Source organism: Arthrobacter sp. SAFR-044, assembly GCF_051965175.1.
Taxonomy (GTDB): domain Bacteria; phylum Actinomycetota; class Actinomycetes; order Actinomycetales; family Micrococcaceae; genus Arthrobacter.
On sequence record NZ_JBQCMK010000006.1, the window covers coordinates 1 to 15492 of the forward strand.

Here is a 15492-nt window from a genome sequence, read left to right on the forward strand (position 1 = left end):
GACTCAACCCACTCGGCAGTCTCTTCCGGATCACGATCAGGCAGCTGGTTAGTCAACCCGCTGAGGATATGGGAGGTATCTTCTCCTGCAGCCATGGCAGCCTCTTTTCATCTTTGAATGCGTAGGCGATGTTTTCGGATGGTGAGAAAACACTTTTGCCATTCGAGATTAGAGAGGCGCGGACGTACGATGCAATTATGACTGGCCAAGCGAGGAGAACACCGTGAGTACCCCTGATCAGATCCGAAAAGTCGCCGTCGTCACAGGAGCCGGTTCCGGCATCGGGAGGGAGGTGGCCCGGCAGATGCTGGCGGACGGCTACCGGGTGGCACTGGCCGGCCGCAGGGAGGAGCAGCTGAAGGAGACCGCCAAAGGTCATCCGGACGCGCTCGTGGTCCCCTGCGACGTCACCCGGCCCGACGACGTCGAGCGGCTTTTCGAGGCAGCCCGCCAACAGTGGGGGCGGGTGGATGTGCTGTTCAACAACGCCGGCGTCTTTGGTCCGGCGGCCGGTGTTGACGAAATCAGCCTGGCGGACTGGAACGCGACGCTGGCGGTGAACCTCACCGGATCCATGCTGTGTGCTGCCGCAGCCGTCCGGACCATGAAGGCGCAGGAGCCACAGGGCGGGCGGATCATCAACAACGGCTCCATCTCCGCGCACTCACCGCGGCCACGGACCGTGGCGTACACGGTCACCAAGCACGCGATGACCGGGCTGACCAAGAGCATTGAACTGGACGGGCGCGGCTACGGCATCACGTGCGGACAGATCGACATCGGCAACACGGCCACGGAGATCATGGACACCATCGGCGTCGGTTCCGGGGCGTTGCAGGCGGACGGCAGCCGCAAGGTGGAACCGATGTTCCCCGTGGCGGACGCGGCGCGCGCAGTGCTGCTGATGGCCAACATGCCGGCCTCGGCAAGCGTGGGTTCCGTGGTCGTCACGGCGGCCGGAATGCCCTTCATCGGCCGCGGGTAGATCGGCGGCCCGCCCGGGCGCTAGAACGGCAGCAGTGCCGACAGGTCCGCGCGCAGGCCGGACGCTGCTACCTTGCCCGCGCCCACGGCGTCCGCCCAGTCCAACTGGCCCGTGACCATCGCAAGCCAGGTGGCGGCGTCGCACTCAATGACGTTGGGCGGGGTGCCGCGCGTATGCCGCGGGCCCTCCACGCACTGGGTGACGCCAAACGGCGGCACCCGCACTTCAACCGAATTACCCGGCGCCCGCGCCGTCAGCTCCTCCAGGGAGTACCGTACGGCAGTTGCCAAGACGGTCCGCGGCAGGGGAGCGTCCGACGGCGGCCGGGCGGCTTCCAGCCACGCGTTCAGCGCTGCTTTGCCTTCCTGGACGTCAATACGACGACGGGCTACGGCCATGCTTTCAGTCTTCCTTCTGCATCGGTTGGGGAGGGTCAGTCCAGGAGCGCGGAAACCGCAGGCCCCAGCCGGATCTTGCCCACCGGATGGCCGCCACCCAGCACGGGTTCCACCACTTTCTCCAGGGCGCTGGCAACGCCAGGGATCTCGACGGCGCCTGCTGCGGCAAGCAGGGTCAGGGCCACCAGCGATGTTGCCCGGATGTTCCCGTCCAGGACCTTGACGGCGACGGAAACCCCTTGGGGCGTGGCCATGGCCAGGACGCCCTCGGCCCCGATCTTGGCGATAATCTCCAGCTCGTCCATCACCAGGGTGTTGGCCTCGCCGCGGCCCTGCACGGCCCACGGGTAATCGAGCATCGAAGTGGCGATGGTGGCCGCCCTGGCGCTGTAGCTCTGGTCACCGGGTGCTTTGGCCAGCTGGGAGTAGGCCCGGGCCAGGCCCTTGAGCGAAACAGCTGCCACGGGGGCACCGCAGCCATCGATTCCCAGATGGGCGATCTTCTCACCGGTGTATTCCTCAATGACGCTGCGCACCCGCTGCTGCAGCGGGTGGTTGGGCTCCAGGTAACTGTGCGTGTCCCACCCGTTCTCCGTGCAGGCCCAAAGGAACGCGGCGTGCTTTCCGGAACAGTTGTAGGCCAGCCGCGACTTCCCCTTTTCGGAGCGCACCAGCCAGTTCCGGGCCGTTTCGTCCTGCGGCCAGGCTTCGGGGCACTGCAGCTGGTCTTCACGGACGCCGGCCGCTTTGAGCATGCCCGCCACCACGTCCATATGGTCCAGGGAGCCGGTGTGGCTTCCGCACGCAATGGCCACCTGGGCGCCGCGCAGCGGAACCCCGGACTGCATGGACGCCAGCGCCTGGAACGGCTTCAGGGTGGACCGGGCATAGATGGGCGTATTGATGTCGCCAAGCTCAGTGACTACCGAACCGTCGGCGGACAGAAGGACGGCAGAACCGATGTGCCGCGACTCCACAAAGCCGCTGCGTTCGATCACGGCCAGTTCGACGGCGGAGTCCACGGTAAAGGTTGCGTGCGGATTGTGCGGCATGATGCCAGTCTATGGGCCCGTTCCGCAGATTCCCGGGCAGGGCGGCGGCAGGCGGCTGGGCATCTACTGCACGGTGACCATCACCGACTGCCACCCAGAGGCGCCGTCAGGCACGGGATCCGCGCGCTTGTCCGTCTGGACCTGGCCGGTCCCGTCCGTGGCCCGGACCTTGATGTAGTGCGGACCGGGCGTGGCGTCCCACTCATAGGACCACTGGCGCCAGGTGATGGTGGAGGCTTCTGCGGAAAGGGTGGCTTCCCCCCAGTCGCCGTTGTCGACCTGGATTTCCACCTTGGTGATGCCGCGGGTCTGGGCCCAGGCGGTACCACCCACGGCGACTTTGCCGGCCGGCACTTTGGCGAAGGACTTGGGCACGTCCACGCGTGCCATGGTCTTGATGGGACCACGCTCTGACCAGCCGCGCCCGGTCCAATAGGCCTTGTTGTCCGCGAAACGGGTGACCTCCAGGTCCACCACCCATTTGGTGGCGGAGACAAAGCCGTAAAGGCCTGGAACCACCATCCGCACCGGATAGCCGTGCTCCAGCGGCAGCGGTTCGCCGTTCATGCCGATGGCCAGCATGGCATCCCTGTAATCCTGCAGGACCTCCAGGGGAGTGGAGGCGCTGAAGCCGTCGATGGACTTGGACAGCACCATATCGGCACCGTCCTTGGGCCTGGCCCGGGCTAAGACCTCGCGGATGGGAAGGCCCAGCCATTTGGCGTTGCCTGCCAGGTTGCCGCCCACGGGGTTGGAAACGCAGGTGAGGGTCACGTGGGATTCGATCAGTTGCGCGTCCAGCAGGTCCTGGAAAGTCAGCGTGACCTCCTGCTCCACGAGGCCGTGGACGCGCAGCTGCCAGTCATCAATGTTGATTTCGGGAACGCTCAGGGCCGTATCGATGCGGTAGAAGTCGTTGTTGGGTGTCAGCCACGGGGTGACGCCCGGTACCGGGGACTGGACCCCGGCCGGTACGGGGGACGCCGCCCTTGCCGGCGACGGCAGCGAGAGCGCTTCACGCGCCCTGGTGACGTTGCTTCGGGCGGCGCCCAGGAGCCGCCCGCCGGTGGCGGCGATGCCGGCGGCCACGGCGGTAACCCCGGCAGCAGCAAAGAAGCGCCGGCGGTTGGTGCCTGCACCCTGCTGCCGGGCGTCGTCGTCGTCCGCTTGGTCCGCCGGTGCTTCCGGCCAGGCCTTCAGCCCCCACAGCGGCACCATGAGCCGGCGAAGGACCACCAGTCCGGCAACCGTCCCCAGCACGGACGGGATGGCGTCCGCGTCGCTGACGCCGGAGCGGGTCACCACGCAGGCCACGATCACGGCCCCCATGAACAGGACCCCCAAAACCCCCAGCGCCCACTTCCGGTAGGCCAGCACGCCGAGAATGCAGGCAAGCACTGCAATGGTCAGGCCCATGCCCACGAACAAGGCGGCCTTGTCGTTGGTGCCGAAGGTGGCGATCGCGAAGTCCTTCAGCCCGGGCGGCGTGAAGTCGATGAAGGTGGACCCCAGGGCAAACAGCGGGGTTGCCCTGGCGGTAAAGAATGCGCCAATCAGCTCCGCAACGGCAAGAACGACGGCGGCTGCCACCACGCCTGCCAGTGCGGCCATGGGGGCGGGGCCCGTCATCCGGTTTCGAAGCTTTGTCATGGTGGTGGTTCGGAGCGGGCGGCAGCGCGGATTGACCGGGCGGACGGGGAAGGACACAGCTTAGGAGCAAAAAGGGTGCACAAAGTACCCTTGGACACTGTGAAGGTACTCGTCATTGGCCCCGGAGGCCGCGAACACGCCATTGTCCGCTCCCTGCTTGCCGACCCCAACGTGTCCGAAGTCCACGCGGCGCCCGGCAATGCCGGCATCAGCAAGCTGGTCCCCACGTACGACATCAACGGCAACGATCCGGAGGCGGTTGCGGAGCTGGCCACCCGGCTCGCCGTGGACCTGGTGGTGGTAGGCCCCGAGGCTCCGCTGGCCGCAGGTGTCTCCGACGCCGTCCGCGAAGCCGGTATCCCCGTCTTCGGACCCAGCAAGGCCGCCGCCCAGCTGGAGGCTTCAAAGGCCTTCGCCAAGGAAGTCATGGCCGAAGCCGGTGTTCCCACCGCGATGGCCATGGTGGCCACCAACGCCGAGGAAGCGGCGTCCGCACTGGACACCTTCGGCGCGCCGTACGTGGTGAAGGATGACGGCCTCGCTGCCGGCAAGGGCGTAGTGGTCACCAGGAACCGGGAGGAAGCCCTGGCCCATGCGCAGTCCTGCTTCACCGCGGGCGGTTCGGTTGTGATCGAAGAGTTCCTGGACGGTCCCGAGGTTTCCCTCTTTGTCCTCTGCGACGGCCAGAACACCGTGGCGCTCTCGCCCGCCCAGGACTTCAAGCGCATCTTCGACAACGATGAGGGGCCCAACACCGGCGGCATGGGTGCCTACACCCCGCTGGAGTGGGCGCCGGAGGGCCTGGTGCAGGAGGTCCTCGAAAGGGTAGCCCAGCCCACCGTCAACGAGATGGCCCGCCGCGGAACGCCCTTTGTCGGCGTCCTGTTCGTCGGCCTGGCCCTCACGTCACGCGGGACCCGGGTCATCGAATTCAACGTCCGCTTCGGCGACCCCGAAACGCAAGCGGTCCTTGCCCGGCTCAAGACCCCCCTCGGCGCTCTGCTGATGGCAGCGGCCAAGGGCGAACTGGACAAGGCAGAAGAGCTGCGGTGGGCCAAGGAAGCCGCGGTCGCCGTCGTCATCGCCGCCGAAAACTACCCGGACAAGCCCCGCACCGGCGACCGGATCCGCGGGCTCAAAAAGGTGGAAGCCCTTGACGGCGTGCACGTCATCCACGCCGGAACCGCCCTGGATGCGGACGGCAAAGTAATTTCCGCCGGCGGCCGCGTCCTGGCCGTCGTCGCCCTGGGCAGCGACCTGGTGGAGGCCCGCGAAAAGGCGTACGACGGCGTGGAGCTGGTCCAGTTGGAAGGCTCGCAGTTCCGCACCGACATCGCCCGCAAGGCCGCCCGCGGCGAAATCAAGGTTCCGTACGGCGCCACGGGCTCGATGCCCATCGTGAAAGCAAAGGCCTGACATGACTGAAACCCCGGAGAACCGCGGCTACGCCACCGATACCCTGGACCTGCCCGGCTGGAAGCACATCTATTCCGGCAAGGTCCGCGACCTCTACGAACCCGCGGATGAGTCCATCCTGCAGCGGCTTGGCCAGGACTGCGTGCTGGTGGTGGCCAGCGACCGCATCAGCGCCTACGACCACGTGCTGTCCAGCGAAATCCCGGACAAGGGGCGCATCCTCACCCAACTGAGCCTCTGGTGGTTTGACCAGTTGGGCGTCGAACACCACGTGCTCGGCTCCACCCTGGAGGACGGGGTCCCGGCTGAGGTTGAGGGCCGGGCCATGATCTGTAAAAAGCTGGACATGTTTCCGGTGGAGTGCATTGCCCGCGGCTACCTCACCGGGTCGGGCCTGCAGGAATACAAAGCCTCCGGCACGGTCTGCAATATCCGGTTGCCGGAAGGGCTGGTGGACGGATCGCGCCTGGAGCATGCCATCTTCACGCCGTCGGCCAAGGCCCTGATCGGCGAGCACGACGAGAACATCACCTACGACGCCGTCGTGGCCCTGGTGGGGGACGACATCGCTGCCCGCCTGAGCGAGCTGACCCTCAAGATCTATACGACGGCGGAAAAGATCGCCCGGGAGCGCGGCATCATCCTGGCGGACACCAAGGTGGAGTTCGGGTACGACGCCGTCTCCGGGTCCATCACGCTGGGCGACGAGGTGCTGACCCCCGATTCCTCGCGGTTCTGGGACGCAGCCACCTACAAGCCGGGCCAGGCCCAGCCGTCCTACGACAAGCAGTACGTGCGCGACTGGCTGACCTCCGCCGAGTCCGGCTGGGACAAGTCATCCGACACCCCGCCGCCCGCGCTTCCGGCGGACGTGGTGGAGCGTACCCGCAGCCGGTACGTCGAGGCGTACGAGAAGATCACCGGAAAGACTTTTTCTTAAGATCTGGCAAGAGCCAGGCAAGCCCGCCGTTCCCGGTCTTGCCTGGCTCTGCTTAACTCGCTTTCTGGTTTGTGGGCCCGTGGTCAGCTGGCTTTGGAAGCAGCGGCCGCGCGCTTCTGCGCAAGTTTGATTTCGAGGATGGCATCCAACGCCTGTTGCACCCGGTCCTGGGCACCGGCAGTCGCGAAGGCCTTCTGTGCCTCCTCCAGATGCACGAGCGCTTCGTCCGGTTCCCCCGAGGCTTTGAGCGACTTGCCCAAGAGAAGGGAAACTTCTCCCGCAGTGTGCTTGGCAAGCTCTGCTCGCTCAGCATGGATTTCACGAAGTTTTTCGACGGCGGCCACGATATCTCCGGTCAGGTAGAGCCACCGGGCGCGGATAAAGGCGACCTCCAACTGATCCGACTTATTTCCGCCAACGATCGACAACGCCAGCTCGGCTCGCTCAATCGCCGATAGTGTCTCTGGCTCAACGATTCCCGAGGAAAGTCGGACCGCGGCAGACGCCTTGTTGAACCGCGCCCACAGTCCTATGTCGTTAGCGGGCGAAAGCAGACGGGCCGCCCGCTCGTGATGCCGCACGCCCTCGGCGTAGTCATGCCGCATGAAAGCCACGTTTCCCACCACCCAGGCAACCTCGCCCGCGAGTTGGGTCATCGAGAGCTCGTCGACGTGGTCGATCATGGCCTGGCAATACGTCCAGGCCTCGTCCAACCGGCCGCTTTCGGCCAGGGCACCGATCAGAGCATGGTGGGCGTTAATGATTAGTGTGGACCCCTTAGGGAGCTGCCTGGAAAGGTCAACAGCCTGGATTCCCTGATCGACAGCCAGGCTTAGCTGACCCTGGCCCTGATAGATACCGGCCAGCATCTGATGTGCCCGAACGGCTAATCCGGCCGATTCTCTGGCCATGGGGTGCTCCAGCAAGTGCTCCATGATTTTCTGGGCTTCGCGCCAGTTTCCCTGTTTGATCAGGCACTCGGCCTGCATATAGGTCATGTTCCACCATGCACTGGTGTTCCGGCCTTCCAGGGCAATCTTGGCAGCTGTGGCAGCGTGGCTTGCGGCCAATGGATAGTCACGCAAGTCCCAGGCCTGGCGCGCATACAGGCCAGCCAGCACGTATTCTGCATCGCTGACGGAAATAGGCTGGCTCCATGCTTCAAGAGCTTTCGGTGCCAATTCCAACCGGCGGGCCAATTCTTCAATGACCTCGGCTGTCGGCTCCCTGCGGCCGGTCTCAAGCAGGGAGATATAGCTGGGTGAATACAGGTCTTTGCCCAGTTCGGCCTGCGTCAGTCCACGCTCAAGGCGCTCCGCGCGGAGCTTTTCTCCGAACCCGTTGCCCACGCGTTTCCTCCTTCTGGACACTTGGGCCATCGAATGCTTGACAGCCCCTGTGGAAAATATTTTACAATGTGTGTCAACAAGGACAGTGCTGGCTTTGTAACGAATCCGACTCGTATAGAGGAACTTATATGTTCAAGAAAATCGCAACCGCGGCCGCCTTGGCTGGGGCCCTGGCTTTTTCTGCGGCGGCTCCGGCCGTACTGGCTTCAGGTTCCGTCGCCGACAATTCGGGCGTGTCGGTAGCTGTTGGCAACTGGCCTGACCCCGCCTCCGCAAAGGTGAAGAAGGACAAGAAAGCCGATACTACCCTCACTACCTACGTGGGCAACTGGCCTGATCCCGGATAAACAGCTTCCTCGCAACAGGAGGCGAAGACGGCCCTGGAGCAACAGCTCCGGGGCCGTTACTTTTAAGTGGGAGCCCTGGTGGTGCGCCGTTGCTGTAACCAGATCGAGACGCAAAAAGAGGGCCGCCGCAAGGAGACCCTCTTTTCGTTATGGTCGGGATGACAGGATTTGAACCTGCGACCTCTTCGTCCCGAACGAAGCGCGCTACCAAGCTGCGCTACATCCCGATCCGCTGCAAAAGCAACTTTACAAGGATAGCCGATCCAGCGTCCCGATGCGAAATCCTGGACGGCAACCGGTCTCCCGGACCTCAGACCAGCGAATCCTTCCACGCCCCGTGCAGGTCAGCGAACCGGCCGCCGCCGCCAATCAGTTCTTCGGGCGTGCCGTCCTCCACGATCCGTCCGTCGTGGACCACCAGGACCCGGTCTGCCGTCTCCACTGTGGAGAGTCTGTGGGCGATGATCAGCGCCGTCCTCCGCGCCGCTTCCGTCCCGGCCAGCAGCCTGGCCAGCCCCGCCTGCACCAGGCGTTCGGACGGGATGTCCAGCGAGGAAGTGGCTTCGTCCAGGATCAGCACCGCCGGGCGGGCCAGGAAAGCCCTGGCAAAGCTGATCAGCTGGCGCTGCCCGGAGGAGACCCTGCCGCCTCGTTTGTTGACGTCGGTGTCGTACCCCTCGGGAAGTTCCAGGATGAACTCGTGCGCGCCCACAGCCTTGGCAGCTTCTTCGATTTCAGCACGTGACGCCTCGGGCCGGCCCAGGGCGATGTTGTCCGCCACAGAGCCGCTGAACAGGAAGGCTTCCTGCGTGACCATGACGATGTTCCGGCGGAGATCGGAAGTGGCAAGGTCCCGGAGATCGACACCATCCAGGGTGAGCGTGCCGGAGGTGACGTCATAGAACCGGGCGATGAGCTTGGCAAGGGTCGATTTCCCGGCTCCCGTTTGGCCCACCAGCGCCACGGTCTGGCCGGCCGGGATGTGCAGGTCCAGGGTGGGCACCACCTCGGGGCCATCGCCGTAGCGGAACTCGACGTCGTTAAAGTCGATACGCCCGGTGGCGCTCGGCAGGGCAACCGGGTTCCTTGGCGGCCGGACCGTGGGCACCTCTTCGAGGAGTCCGGAGACCTTCTCCAGGGCTGCCTGGGCACTCTGGAACGAGTTGTAGAACATGGCCATCTGGTCCACCGGCTGGAAGAACCGCTTGGTGGACAGAATGAGGGCCAGGAGGACGCCTACTGCGAGGTCGCCGCCCAGCACGCGGAACCCGCCGAAGAGCAGGACGATGGCCACGCAGACGTTGCCGATCAGCACCAGGCCCGGCTGGAAGATGCCATTGAGGTTGATGGAGCGGACGGTAACCAACCGGTAGTCCTCCGCCAGCTTTCCGTAGCGCCCCGAGTTCTCCTTCTCCTTGCGGAAGGCCTTCACCGCGCGGATGCCGGTCATGGTTTCCACGAAATGCACAATCAGCCGGGCAGAGACCACGCGTGATTCGCGGAAGGCGATCTGCGAGTGCTTCTGGTACCAGCGGGCCAGGAAGAACATGGGCACCCCCGCGGTCAGCACCAGCAGCCCGCTCCGCCAGTCCAGGGCGAAGATGGTGGCGGCGGTGAAGGCCATGAACAGCATGCCGGAGGCCAGGGAACTGACGCCCGAGTCGAGGAGCTCACGCAGCGCCTCCAGGTCAGAGGTCTGCCGCGCGATAATCCGGCCGGACGTGTACTTCTCGTGGAACTCCAGGCTGAGCCGCTGGGTATGCCGAAAAACGCGGACGCGGAGATCCAGCAGCATGGCCTGGCTGAGCCGCGCCGTAGAGGTGACGTAGAGAGCGGTGAGTCCCGCCGTCGCAATGGCTGCCAGCAGGTAGGCGACGCCGGTGAACACCAGCGGTAGGTTGTCGCCGGCCTGGAGGGCGGGGAGGGCATGGTCGATGCCGAACGCGATCAGGGCGGGGCCCGCCACGCGCGCAGCCTGGGAGAGCACCACCATGGCAATTGTCAGCCAGAACCGTCCCCGCACCGGACGGATCAGCGACGCCAGCAAGGCGAGCGAGCGCCGTCGTACCGCCCGGCTCTCCGCCTTGCTCAGGTGGGCGTTGTCTTCGTTGGCTGTGCCGAACGCTGCGGTGCTCATCGGGTCACTTCCTCGGACTGGTCCTCAAGCGCCGACAGTTCGGAGTCCAGGTCCCGCGGCTCCCGGTCCAGGCTGGCGATTACATAGCGGTAGTGCTGGTTGCGGGCCAGCAGTTCGGTGTGCGTTCCGACGGCGGCAATGCGCCCGTGTTCCAGCAGCGCGACCCGGTCAGCGAGGGCCACGGTGGACGGCCGGTGGGCCACGATGAGGGTGGTGGTGTCCTTCAGCACCTCCCGCAGCCGGGCCTCGACCAGTTCCTCCGTGTGGACGTCCAGTGCGGAGAGGGGATCGTCCAGGACCAGGACGCGCGGGCGGGCGGCGATGGCACGCGCCAAGGCAATGCGTTGCCGCTGGCCGCCGGACAGGCTCAGGCCTTCCTCGCCGATCAACGTGTCCACGCCCTGGGGCAGCGAGTAGGCGAAGTGCGCCTGGGCTACGTCCAGGGCCTCGTCCAACGCCTCCTCGGAGCGGACCGGGGCGCCGAGCAGGACGTTGTCCCGCACGGAGTTTGAGAAGAGCGTGGTGTCCTCGAAGGCCACTCCCACGATCCTGCGCAGTTCCTCCACGTCGAAGTCCCTGATGTCGACGCCATCGATGCTGATGCCACCGCTGGTGACGTCGTACAGGCGCGGCACCAGTTGGATCAACGCACTTTTGCCGCTGCCGGTGATGCCTACCAGGGCCATGGTTTCCCCGGGCCGGACAGCCAGGTTGATGTCGTTGAGGATTGGCTTGTCCGGAGCGTCCTCGAAGGCGAAGGTTGCCTTCTCGAAGTGGAGCGCACCGGTCAGTTCATTTGGCCGCCGGGGTTCGGCAGGGCTGGTGATGGTGTTCCGGGTGTCCATCACTTCGTAGTGGCGGTCGACGGCGGTCTTGGCAGTGAGTGCCATGGCCAGCAGCATTCCGGAGAATTCCACGGGGGAGGCGATCACTGCCGCGGTGGCGAAGAACGCCACCAGGGCGCCGATGCTCAGTTCGCCGCTGGCGCACAGCATGACACCCACCACCAGTCCGGCGCCCAGCGCGAGCTCGGGAAGCAGGGTGACCACCATGGTGAACGCAGCCTGGTGGCGCGCCTTCTCGATCTCCGTCTGGCGCAGTTCCTCCGCCTGCTCGTTGAAATTCTCAAGGGCTTCCCGGCTGCGGCCGAACGCCTTGAGCACGCGGATGCCGTGGACGGATTCCTCCACGGTGGTGGCAAGGTCGCCGGCCTGGTCCTGGCTGCGCCGTGCAACCTTGCTGAACCGGGTGCGGAACCGGAAGCTGTTGATGGTGATGGGAACGGCCGCGGCAAGGAAGATCAAGGCCAACTGCCAGCTCATCATGAACATGGCCACGATGCCGATGACCACGGTAAGGGTGGTGACCACCAGCATGATGGCACCGAAGGCCATCCACCGCCGCAGGAAGTTCAGGTCCGTCATGGCCCGGGACAGCAGCTGCCCGGAGCCCCAGCGGTCATGGAATGAGACTGTGAGTTCCTGGAGGTGGTCATAGAGCGAAACCCGCATCCGGGTTTCCACGGTGGTGGCAGGGTTGATGACGAACTGTCGCCGAAGCGCCACCAGTCCCGCCTCGGCGACGCCCAGGACCAGGATGATTCCCGCGGAGGCCCAGACCGCCTCCGCCGTGGCCCCCGGCTGCAGGGCCGTGTTGACCAGGACCCGCAGCACCTGGGGGATGGTCAGTGCCACCATGCTGGCCAGGAGCGCAGAAAGAAGGCCCAGTAAGAGCCTGGGGATGATGGGCCGGACGTGCGGATAAAGGCGGCTGATGGAACGGAAAAAGGGAGTCTGCTTGGCCATGCCCGCTTCTCAAGCTCTAAAACGAATGTAGTTTCCTCTAGCAACAACCCTATGCCATGGAGTGAGGCGACTCACAGAGCTGTGGGCGTCTGCCGGGTGCTTGCCCAGTTATTCAAGTTTGTAATGCGATGGTCAGTTGCGGGAGGTCAGCGTCAGCAGCACGGCTTCCGGCTTGCAGGCGATCCTCACCGGGGCGAAGCGGGAGGTGCCGATGCCGCCGGAGACGTTGACCGGCGTCGTACTTCCATTGCTTGACCAGTCGTTCAGGCCCTTGGCGCGCCAGGTGGGAATATCGCAGTTCGCGATAATCGCACCGTACCCCGGGATGCACAGCTGTCCGCCGTGCGTATGGCCGGCGAGCAGGAGGTCCGCGCCGTTGTCGGTGAAGTGGTCCAGCACCCGCTGATACGGCGCATGGATGACGGCGATCCGGAGGTGGTCGTTTGAGTCCTGGTTGACCGTTCCCCGGGGCCAGCCGGCGTACCGTTCCCGGTTCAGGTGCGGATCATCCACACCGGAGAAGTCGAAGCGCATGCCGTTGAGCACCACTGACTGGTGGCGGTTGGTGAGGTCCACCCAGCCGCTCATGCCGAAACCCGAACGCAGCCGGGGCCAATCCAGGGCAACCGGCTTGGGCTTCACCTTGGACGGTCCCAACAAGTAGGACGCGGGATTCTTGGGGCTGGGCGCGAAGTAGTCATTGGAACCCGGGACGAAGACGCCGGGCAACCGCAGCAGCGGCTTCAAGGCATCCAGCAGCGGGTCCACCGCTTTGACGTGGCTGAGGTTATCTCCGGTGTTCACTACCAGGTCCGGCCGGAGGTCCGCCAGTGACCCAAGCCAGTCAGCCTTTTTCTTTTGCCCGGGCACGAAGTGGATGTCGCTGAGGTGCAGAATCCGGAAAGGGTCCCTGCCCGGCGGGAGGATAGCCAGGGTTTCCTCGCGGAGGACGAACTGGTTCTTCTCCCACAGGCCGTACCCGAAGGCGGCCATTCCGGCCGCGGCCCCGGCACCGGCAGTGACGGCAAAGCCGCGCCCGATCGAACGGGCGCGGCTTGCCAGGCTATCGATACTCATGCGCGCTTAGCCCTTTCCATTGCCATTGCCGTTTCCGTTGTTGCTGGGGGCAGGCGCCGGCGCCTGGGTGGCGGGAGCCTGCGTTGCCTGCGGGGCGGGGGCCGGGGCCTGGGTTGCCTGCGGTGTGGTGGTCCTTCCAGGCGAGGTAGTGGTGGTGCCGCTGATCATGTTGCTCGGTGGCGCGGGGAAGGGGTTGGTCCCGTACGCCGGTGCGATCTTGGCCATGTAGGTGGAGAACATGGGTCCTGCAATCATGTAGCCGTCAATGCCCTGGTAGAACTTCCCGTTGACGGTGATGTTCTGGCCGGCGCGGGTCTGGCCGCCCAAGGGGTCACCGAACCAGGCAGCGGTGGCCAGGCCCGTGGTGTGGCCGACAACCCAGGTGGAACCGTTGTTGTTGGACGTACCGGTCTTGGCCCCAATGGGGAAGCTGGTACGGGTGGAGATCCGGGGCTGGATCAGCGACCCCGAACCCCGGTTAAGCACTTCCTGAAGCGCGTAGTTCACGCCGCGGGCAACCTCGGGCTTGATCGCATCGCGGCAGCTGCTGGACTGGGCCGGGAGCTGTTTGCCCGTGGCGTCGACCACCGCGGTAATGGCGATGGGTTCGCAGTACTTGCCGTCGTTGGCGAAGGTGGCAAATGCACTGGCCATGGTCAGCGGCGACGTCTGGGTGGAACCCAGCAGGTTGCCCAGCGTCATCATGTCCACCTTGGGGTGCGCCTCGCTGCCGTCCGCGGAGGGCAGTCCGCTGTGCAGGCCTACCGCGTCGACGATCTTTTGGATGCCGCAGAAGTCCAGCTGGGCTGCCGAAGCAAACGTCACGGTGTTGATGGAGTTGTAGAGGCCCTCGAGGACCGTCAGCGGCTTGTACCACTGGGGCTCCGCGTTTTGGAGGTCGTCCGCCGCGCCCAGGGACTTCTGCGCTGTGTTGTACGCGCCGTTGACCTTGCCGCAGGTGTTCTTCCACGGGTAGTTGAGCGGGTAGACGCGCTGGGCTGCATTGACCACCGTGTTCATGGTCTTGCCTTCGTTGAGCCACTCGGCGAAGGTGAACGGCTTCATGGTGGACCCCGGCTGGAAGCCGCCGATGCCGTTGAGGTCGTTGCCGTCCTTGTCCAGCTTGTCCACGTTGAAGTTCAACTGGGAATCAAAGCCCTGGCCGGGCAGGAACGTGGTGTTCTGGGCCATCGAGATGATCTTGCCGGATCCCGGCTGCACGGACACCATTGAGGAGCCCCACTTATCGGGGTTGGCCCCCGCGGCTGCGTTGACCTGTTCCTGGGCCGTGGCCTGGGCTTTGGGGTCCAGGGTGGTGGTGATGGTCAGGCCGCCGCCGTAGATCAGGCGCTGGCGTTCCTTGACGTCCGCGCCGTAGGCCGTGTTGTTCTCCAGCAGGTGCAGGATGTAGTCACAGAAGTACGGGGCGGAGGCGGCATAGGCGCAGCCCTGCTTGGGCTGGGTCACCTTGGGCTCCACCGGCGTGGCCACGGCGGCCTCATACTCTGCGGCCGTGATCTTGTTCTGGTCCTTCATCAGGCCCAGCACCAGGTCACGGCGCTGCTTGGACTTCTCCGGGTTGGTGATGGGGTCGAAGGCGGAGGGGCTGTTCACCAGGCCGGCCAGGAGCGCCGCCTGCGGCAGGGTCAGGTCCTTGGCGCTGGTGCTGAAGAAGTAATGGGATGCGGCCTCAATGCCGTACGCGTCACGGTTGAAGAACACGATGTTCAGGTAGCCCTCAAGGATCTGGTCCTTGGTGAACTCCTTCTCCAGCGCGATGGAGAGCTTCATCTCGCGAAGCTTGTCGCCCACACCCTTGTTGACGCCATTGAGCTTGATCTGGTCCTCTTCGCCGGCAGCGGCGAGGTTGGCATTGAGGACGTTGTTGACGTACTGCTGCGTAATGGTGGACGCGCCCTGCTTGTTGCCTCGGGCGGTGGCCACCAGCGCGCGCAGGATGCCGGTGGTGTCCACGCCGCCGTGCTCGTAGAACCTGCTGTCCTCCACCGCGATGATGGCGTTCTTCATGTTCGGCGAAATCTGGTCCAGCGGAACCTTGGTGCGGTTCTCCGTGTACACACTGGCGATCTCGCTGCCGTCCGCAGCCAGAATCCTGGTGGTCTGGCTGGGCGGATCAACCTTCAGCTCCGCCGGAAGGGAATCGAAGAAATCGATCGAACCGCTTGCCGCACTGCCGGAAACGGCCGCGGCAGGGACCAGCAGGCCCGCCACGAGGACACCGCAAATCGCGCTCACACCAAGGAAAAGAAGGATCTTACCCAGTGTGGTGGCAGTGTCGAATAAGGGGTTCTTGCGAGTCGCCATGTTTTCCACTT

Annotated in this window: 12 protein-coding genes and 1 tRNA gene; 4 read left to right on the top strand and 9 right to left on the bottom strand. The window is 65.0% G+C overall.

Annotated elements, in window-relative coordinates; all coding sequences use genetic code 11:
- Positions 1 to 223 precede the first annotated feature (223 nt).
- The gene (locus ACTHQS_RS10610) at positions 224 to 985 is read left to right on the top strand and encodes an SDR family oxidoreductase (RefSeq protein ID WP_440168476.1); all 762 of its coding nucleotides are present in this window, start codon (positions 224 to 226) and stop codon (positions 983 to 985) included.
- A gap of 20 nt (positions 986 to 1005) precedes the next feature.
- Here the strand turns inward: ACTHQS_RS10610 and ACTHQS_RS10615 are convergent, their stop codons facing one another.
- From ACTHQS_RS10615 to ACTHQS_RS10625, 3 genes are all read right to left on the bottom strand, one after another.
- Complete coding sequence (locus ACTHQS_RS10615; protein ID WP_440168478.1) at positions 1006 to 1383, bottom strand: sterol carrier family protein; 378 nt, start codon at positions 1381 to 1383, stop codon at positions 1006 to 1008.
- Between the two features lie 35 nt (positions 1384 to 1418).
- Positions 1419 to 2435: an asparaginase gene (locus ACTHQS_RS10620; RefSeq protein WP_440168480.1), complete on the bottom strand. Its 1017-nt coding sequence runs from the start codon at positions 2433 to 2435 to the stop codon at positions 1419 to 1421.
- A 63-nt stretch (positions 2436 to 2498) separates the two neighbouring features.
- Positions 2499 to 4085, bottom strand: a complete 1587-nt coding sequence (locus ACTHQS_RS10625) for a molybdopterin-dependent oxidoreductase (protein WP_440168482.1) — start codon at positions 4083 to 4085, stop codon at positions 2499 to 2501.
- Between the two features lie 99 nt (positions 4086 to 4184).
- Here ACTHQS_RS10625 and purD point away from each other — a divergent pair, with 99 nt between their 5' ends.
- On the top strand, positions 4185 to 5501 hold the full coding sequence (gene purD / locus ACTHQS_RS10630) for a phosphoribosylamine--glycine ligase (protein ID WP_440169082.1): 1317 nt from the start codon (positions 4185 to 4187) through the stop codon (positions 5499 to 5501).
- A 1-nt stretch (position 5502) separates the two neighbouring features.
- The gene (locus ACTHQS_RS10635; RefSeq protein ID WP_440168484.1) at positions 5503 to 6441 is read left to right on the top strand and encodes a phosphoribosylaminoimidazolesuccinocarboxamide synthase; all 939 of its coding nucleotides are present in this window, start codon (positions 5503 to 5505) and stop codon (positions 6439 to 6441) included.
- Between the two features lie 83 nt (positions 6442 to 6524).
- On the opposite strand, the gene ACTHQS_RS10640 is transcribed toward ACTHQS_RS10635, so the two are convergent.
- Positions 6525 to 7790: a helix-turn-helix domain-containing protein gene (locus tag ACTHQS_RS10640; protein WP_440168486.1), complete on the bottom strand. Its 1266-nt coding sequence runs from the start codon at positions 7788 to 7790 to the stop codon at positions 6525 to 6527.
- Positions 7791 to 7918: 128 nt separating this feature from the next.
- Between ACTHQS_RS10640 and ACTHQS_RS10645 the strand changes: the two genes are divergently transcribed.
- Positions 7919 to 8137 (top strand): hypothetical protein, encoded by a 219-nt coding sequence (locus tag ACTHQS_RS10645; protein ID WP_440168488.1) that lies wholly within the window; start codon positions 7919 to 7921, stop codon positions 8135 to 8137.
- A gap of 150 nt (positions 8138 to 8287) precedes the next feature.
- Here the strand turns inward: ACTHQS_RS10645 and ACTHQS_RS10650 are convergent.
- The 5 genes from ACTHQS_RS10650 to ACTHQS_RS10670 all read right to left on the bottom strand — a co-directional run bounded on the left by ACTHQS_RS10650 (position 8288) and on the right by ACTHQS_RS10670 (position 15481).
- Positions 8288 to 8364, bottom strand: a tRNA-Pro gene (locus ACTHQS_RS10650).
- 83 nt (positions 8365 to 8447) lie between these two features.
- Positions 8448 to 10274 (bottom strand): ABC transporter ATP-binding protein, encoded by a 1827-nt coding sequence (locus ACTHQS_RS10655; RefSeq protein WP_440168490.1) that lies wholly within the window; start codon positions 10272 to 10274, stop codon positions 8448 to 8450.
- Positions 10271 to 12079, bottom strand: a complete 1809-nt coding sequence (locus tag ACTHQS_RS10660) for an ABC transporter ATP-binding protein (protein ID WP_440168492.1) — start codon at positions 12077 to 12079, stop codon at positions 10271 to 10273. The genes ACTHQS_RS10655 and ACTHQS_RS10660 overlap by 4 nt, the downstream gene beginning before the upstream one ends.
- A gap of 132 nt (positions 12080 to 12211) precedes the next feature.
- The gene (locus tag ACTHQS_RS10665; protein WP_440168494.1) at positions 12212 to 13156 is read right to left on the bottom strand and encodes a metallophosphoesterase; all 945 of its coding nucleotides are present in this window, start codon (positions 13154 to 13156) and stop codon (positions 12212 to 12214) included.
- A gap of 6 nt (positions 13157 to 13162) precedes the next feature.
- Entirely contained in the window at positions 13163 to 15481 is a 2319-nt protein-coding gene (locus ACTHQS_RS10670; RefSeq protein WP_440168496.1) for a transglycosylase domain-containing protein, read from the bottom strand.
- Positions 15482 to 15492 lie beyond the last annotated feature (11 nt).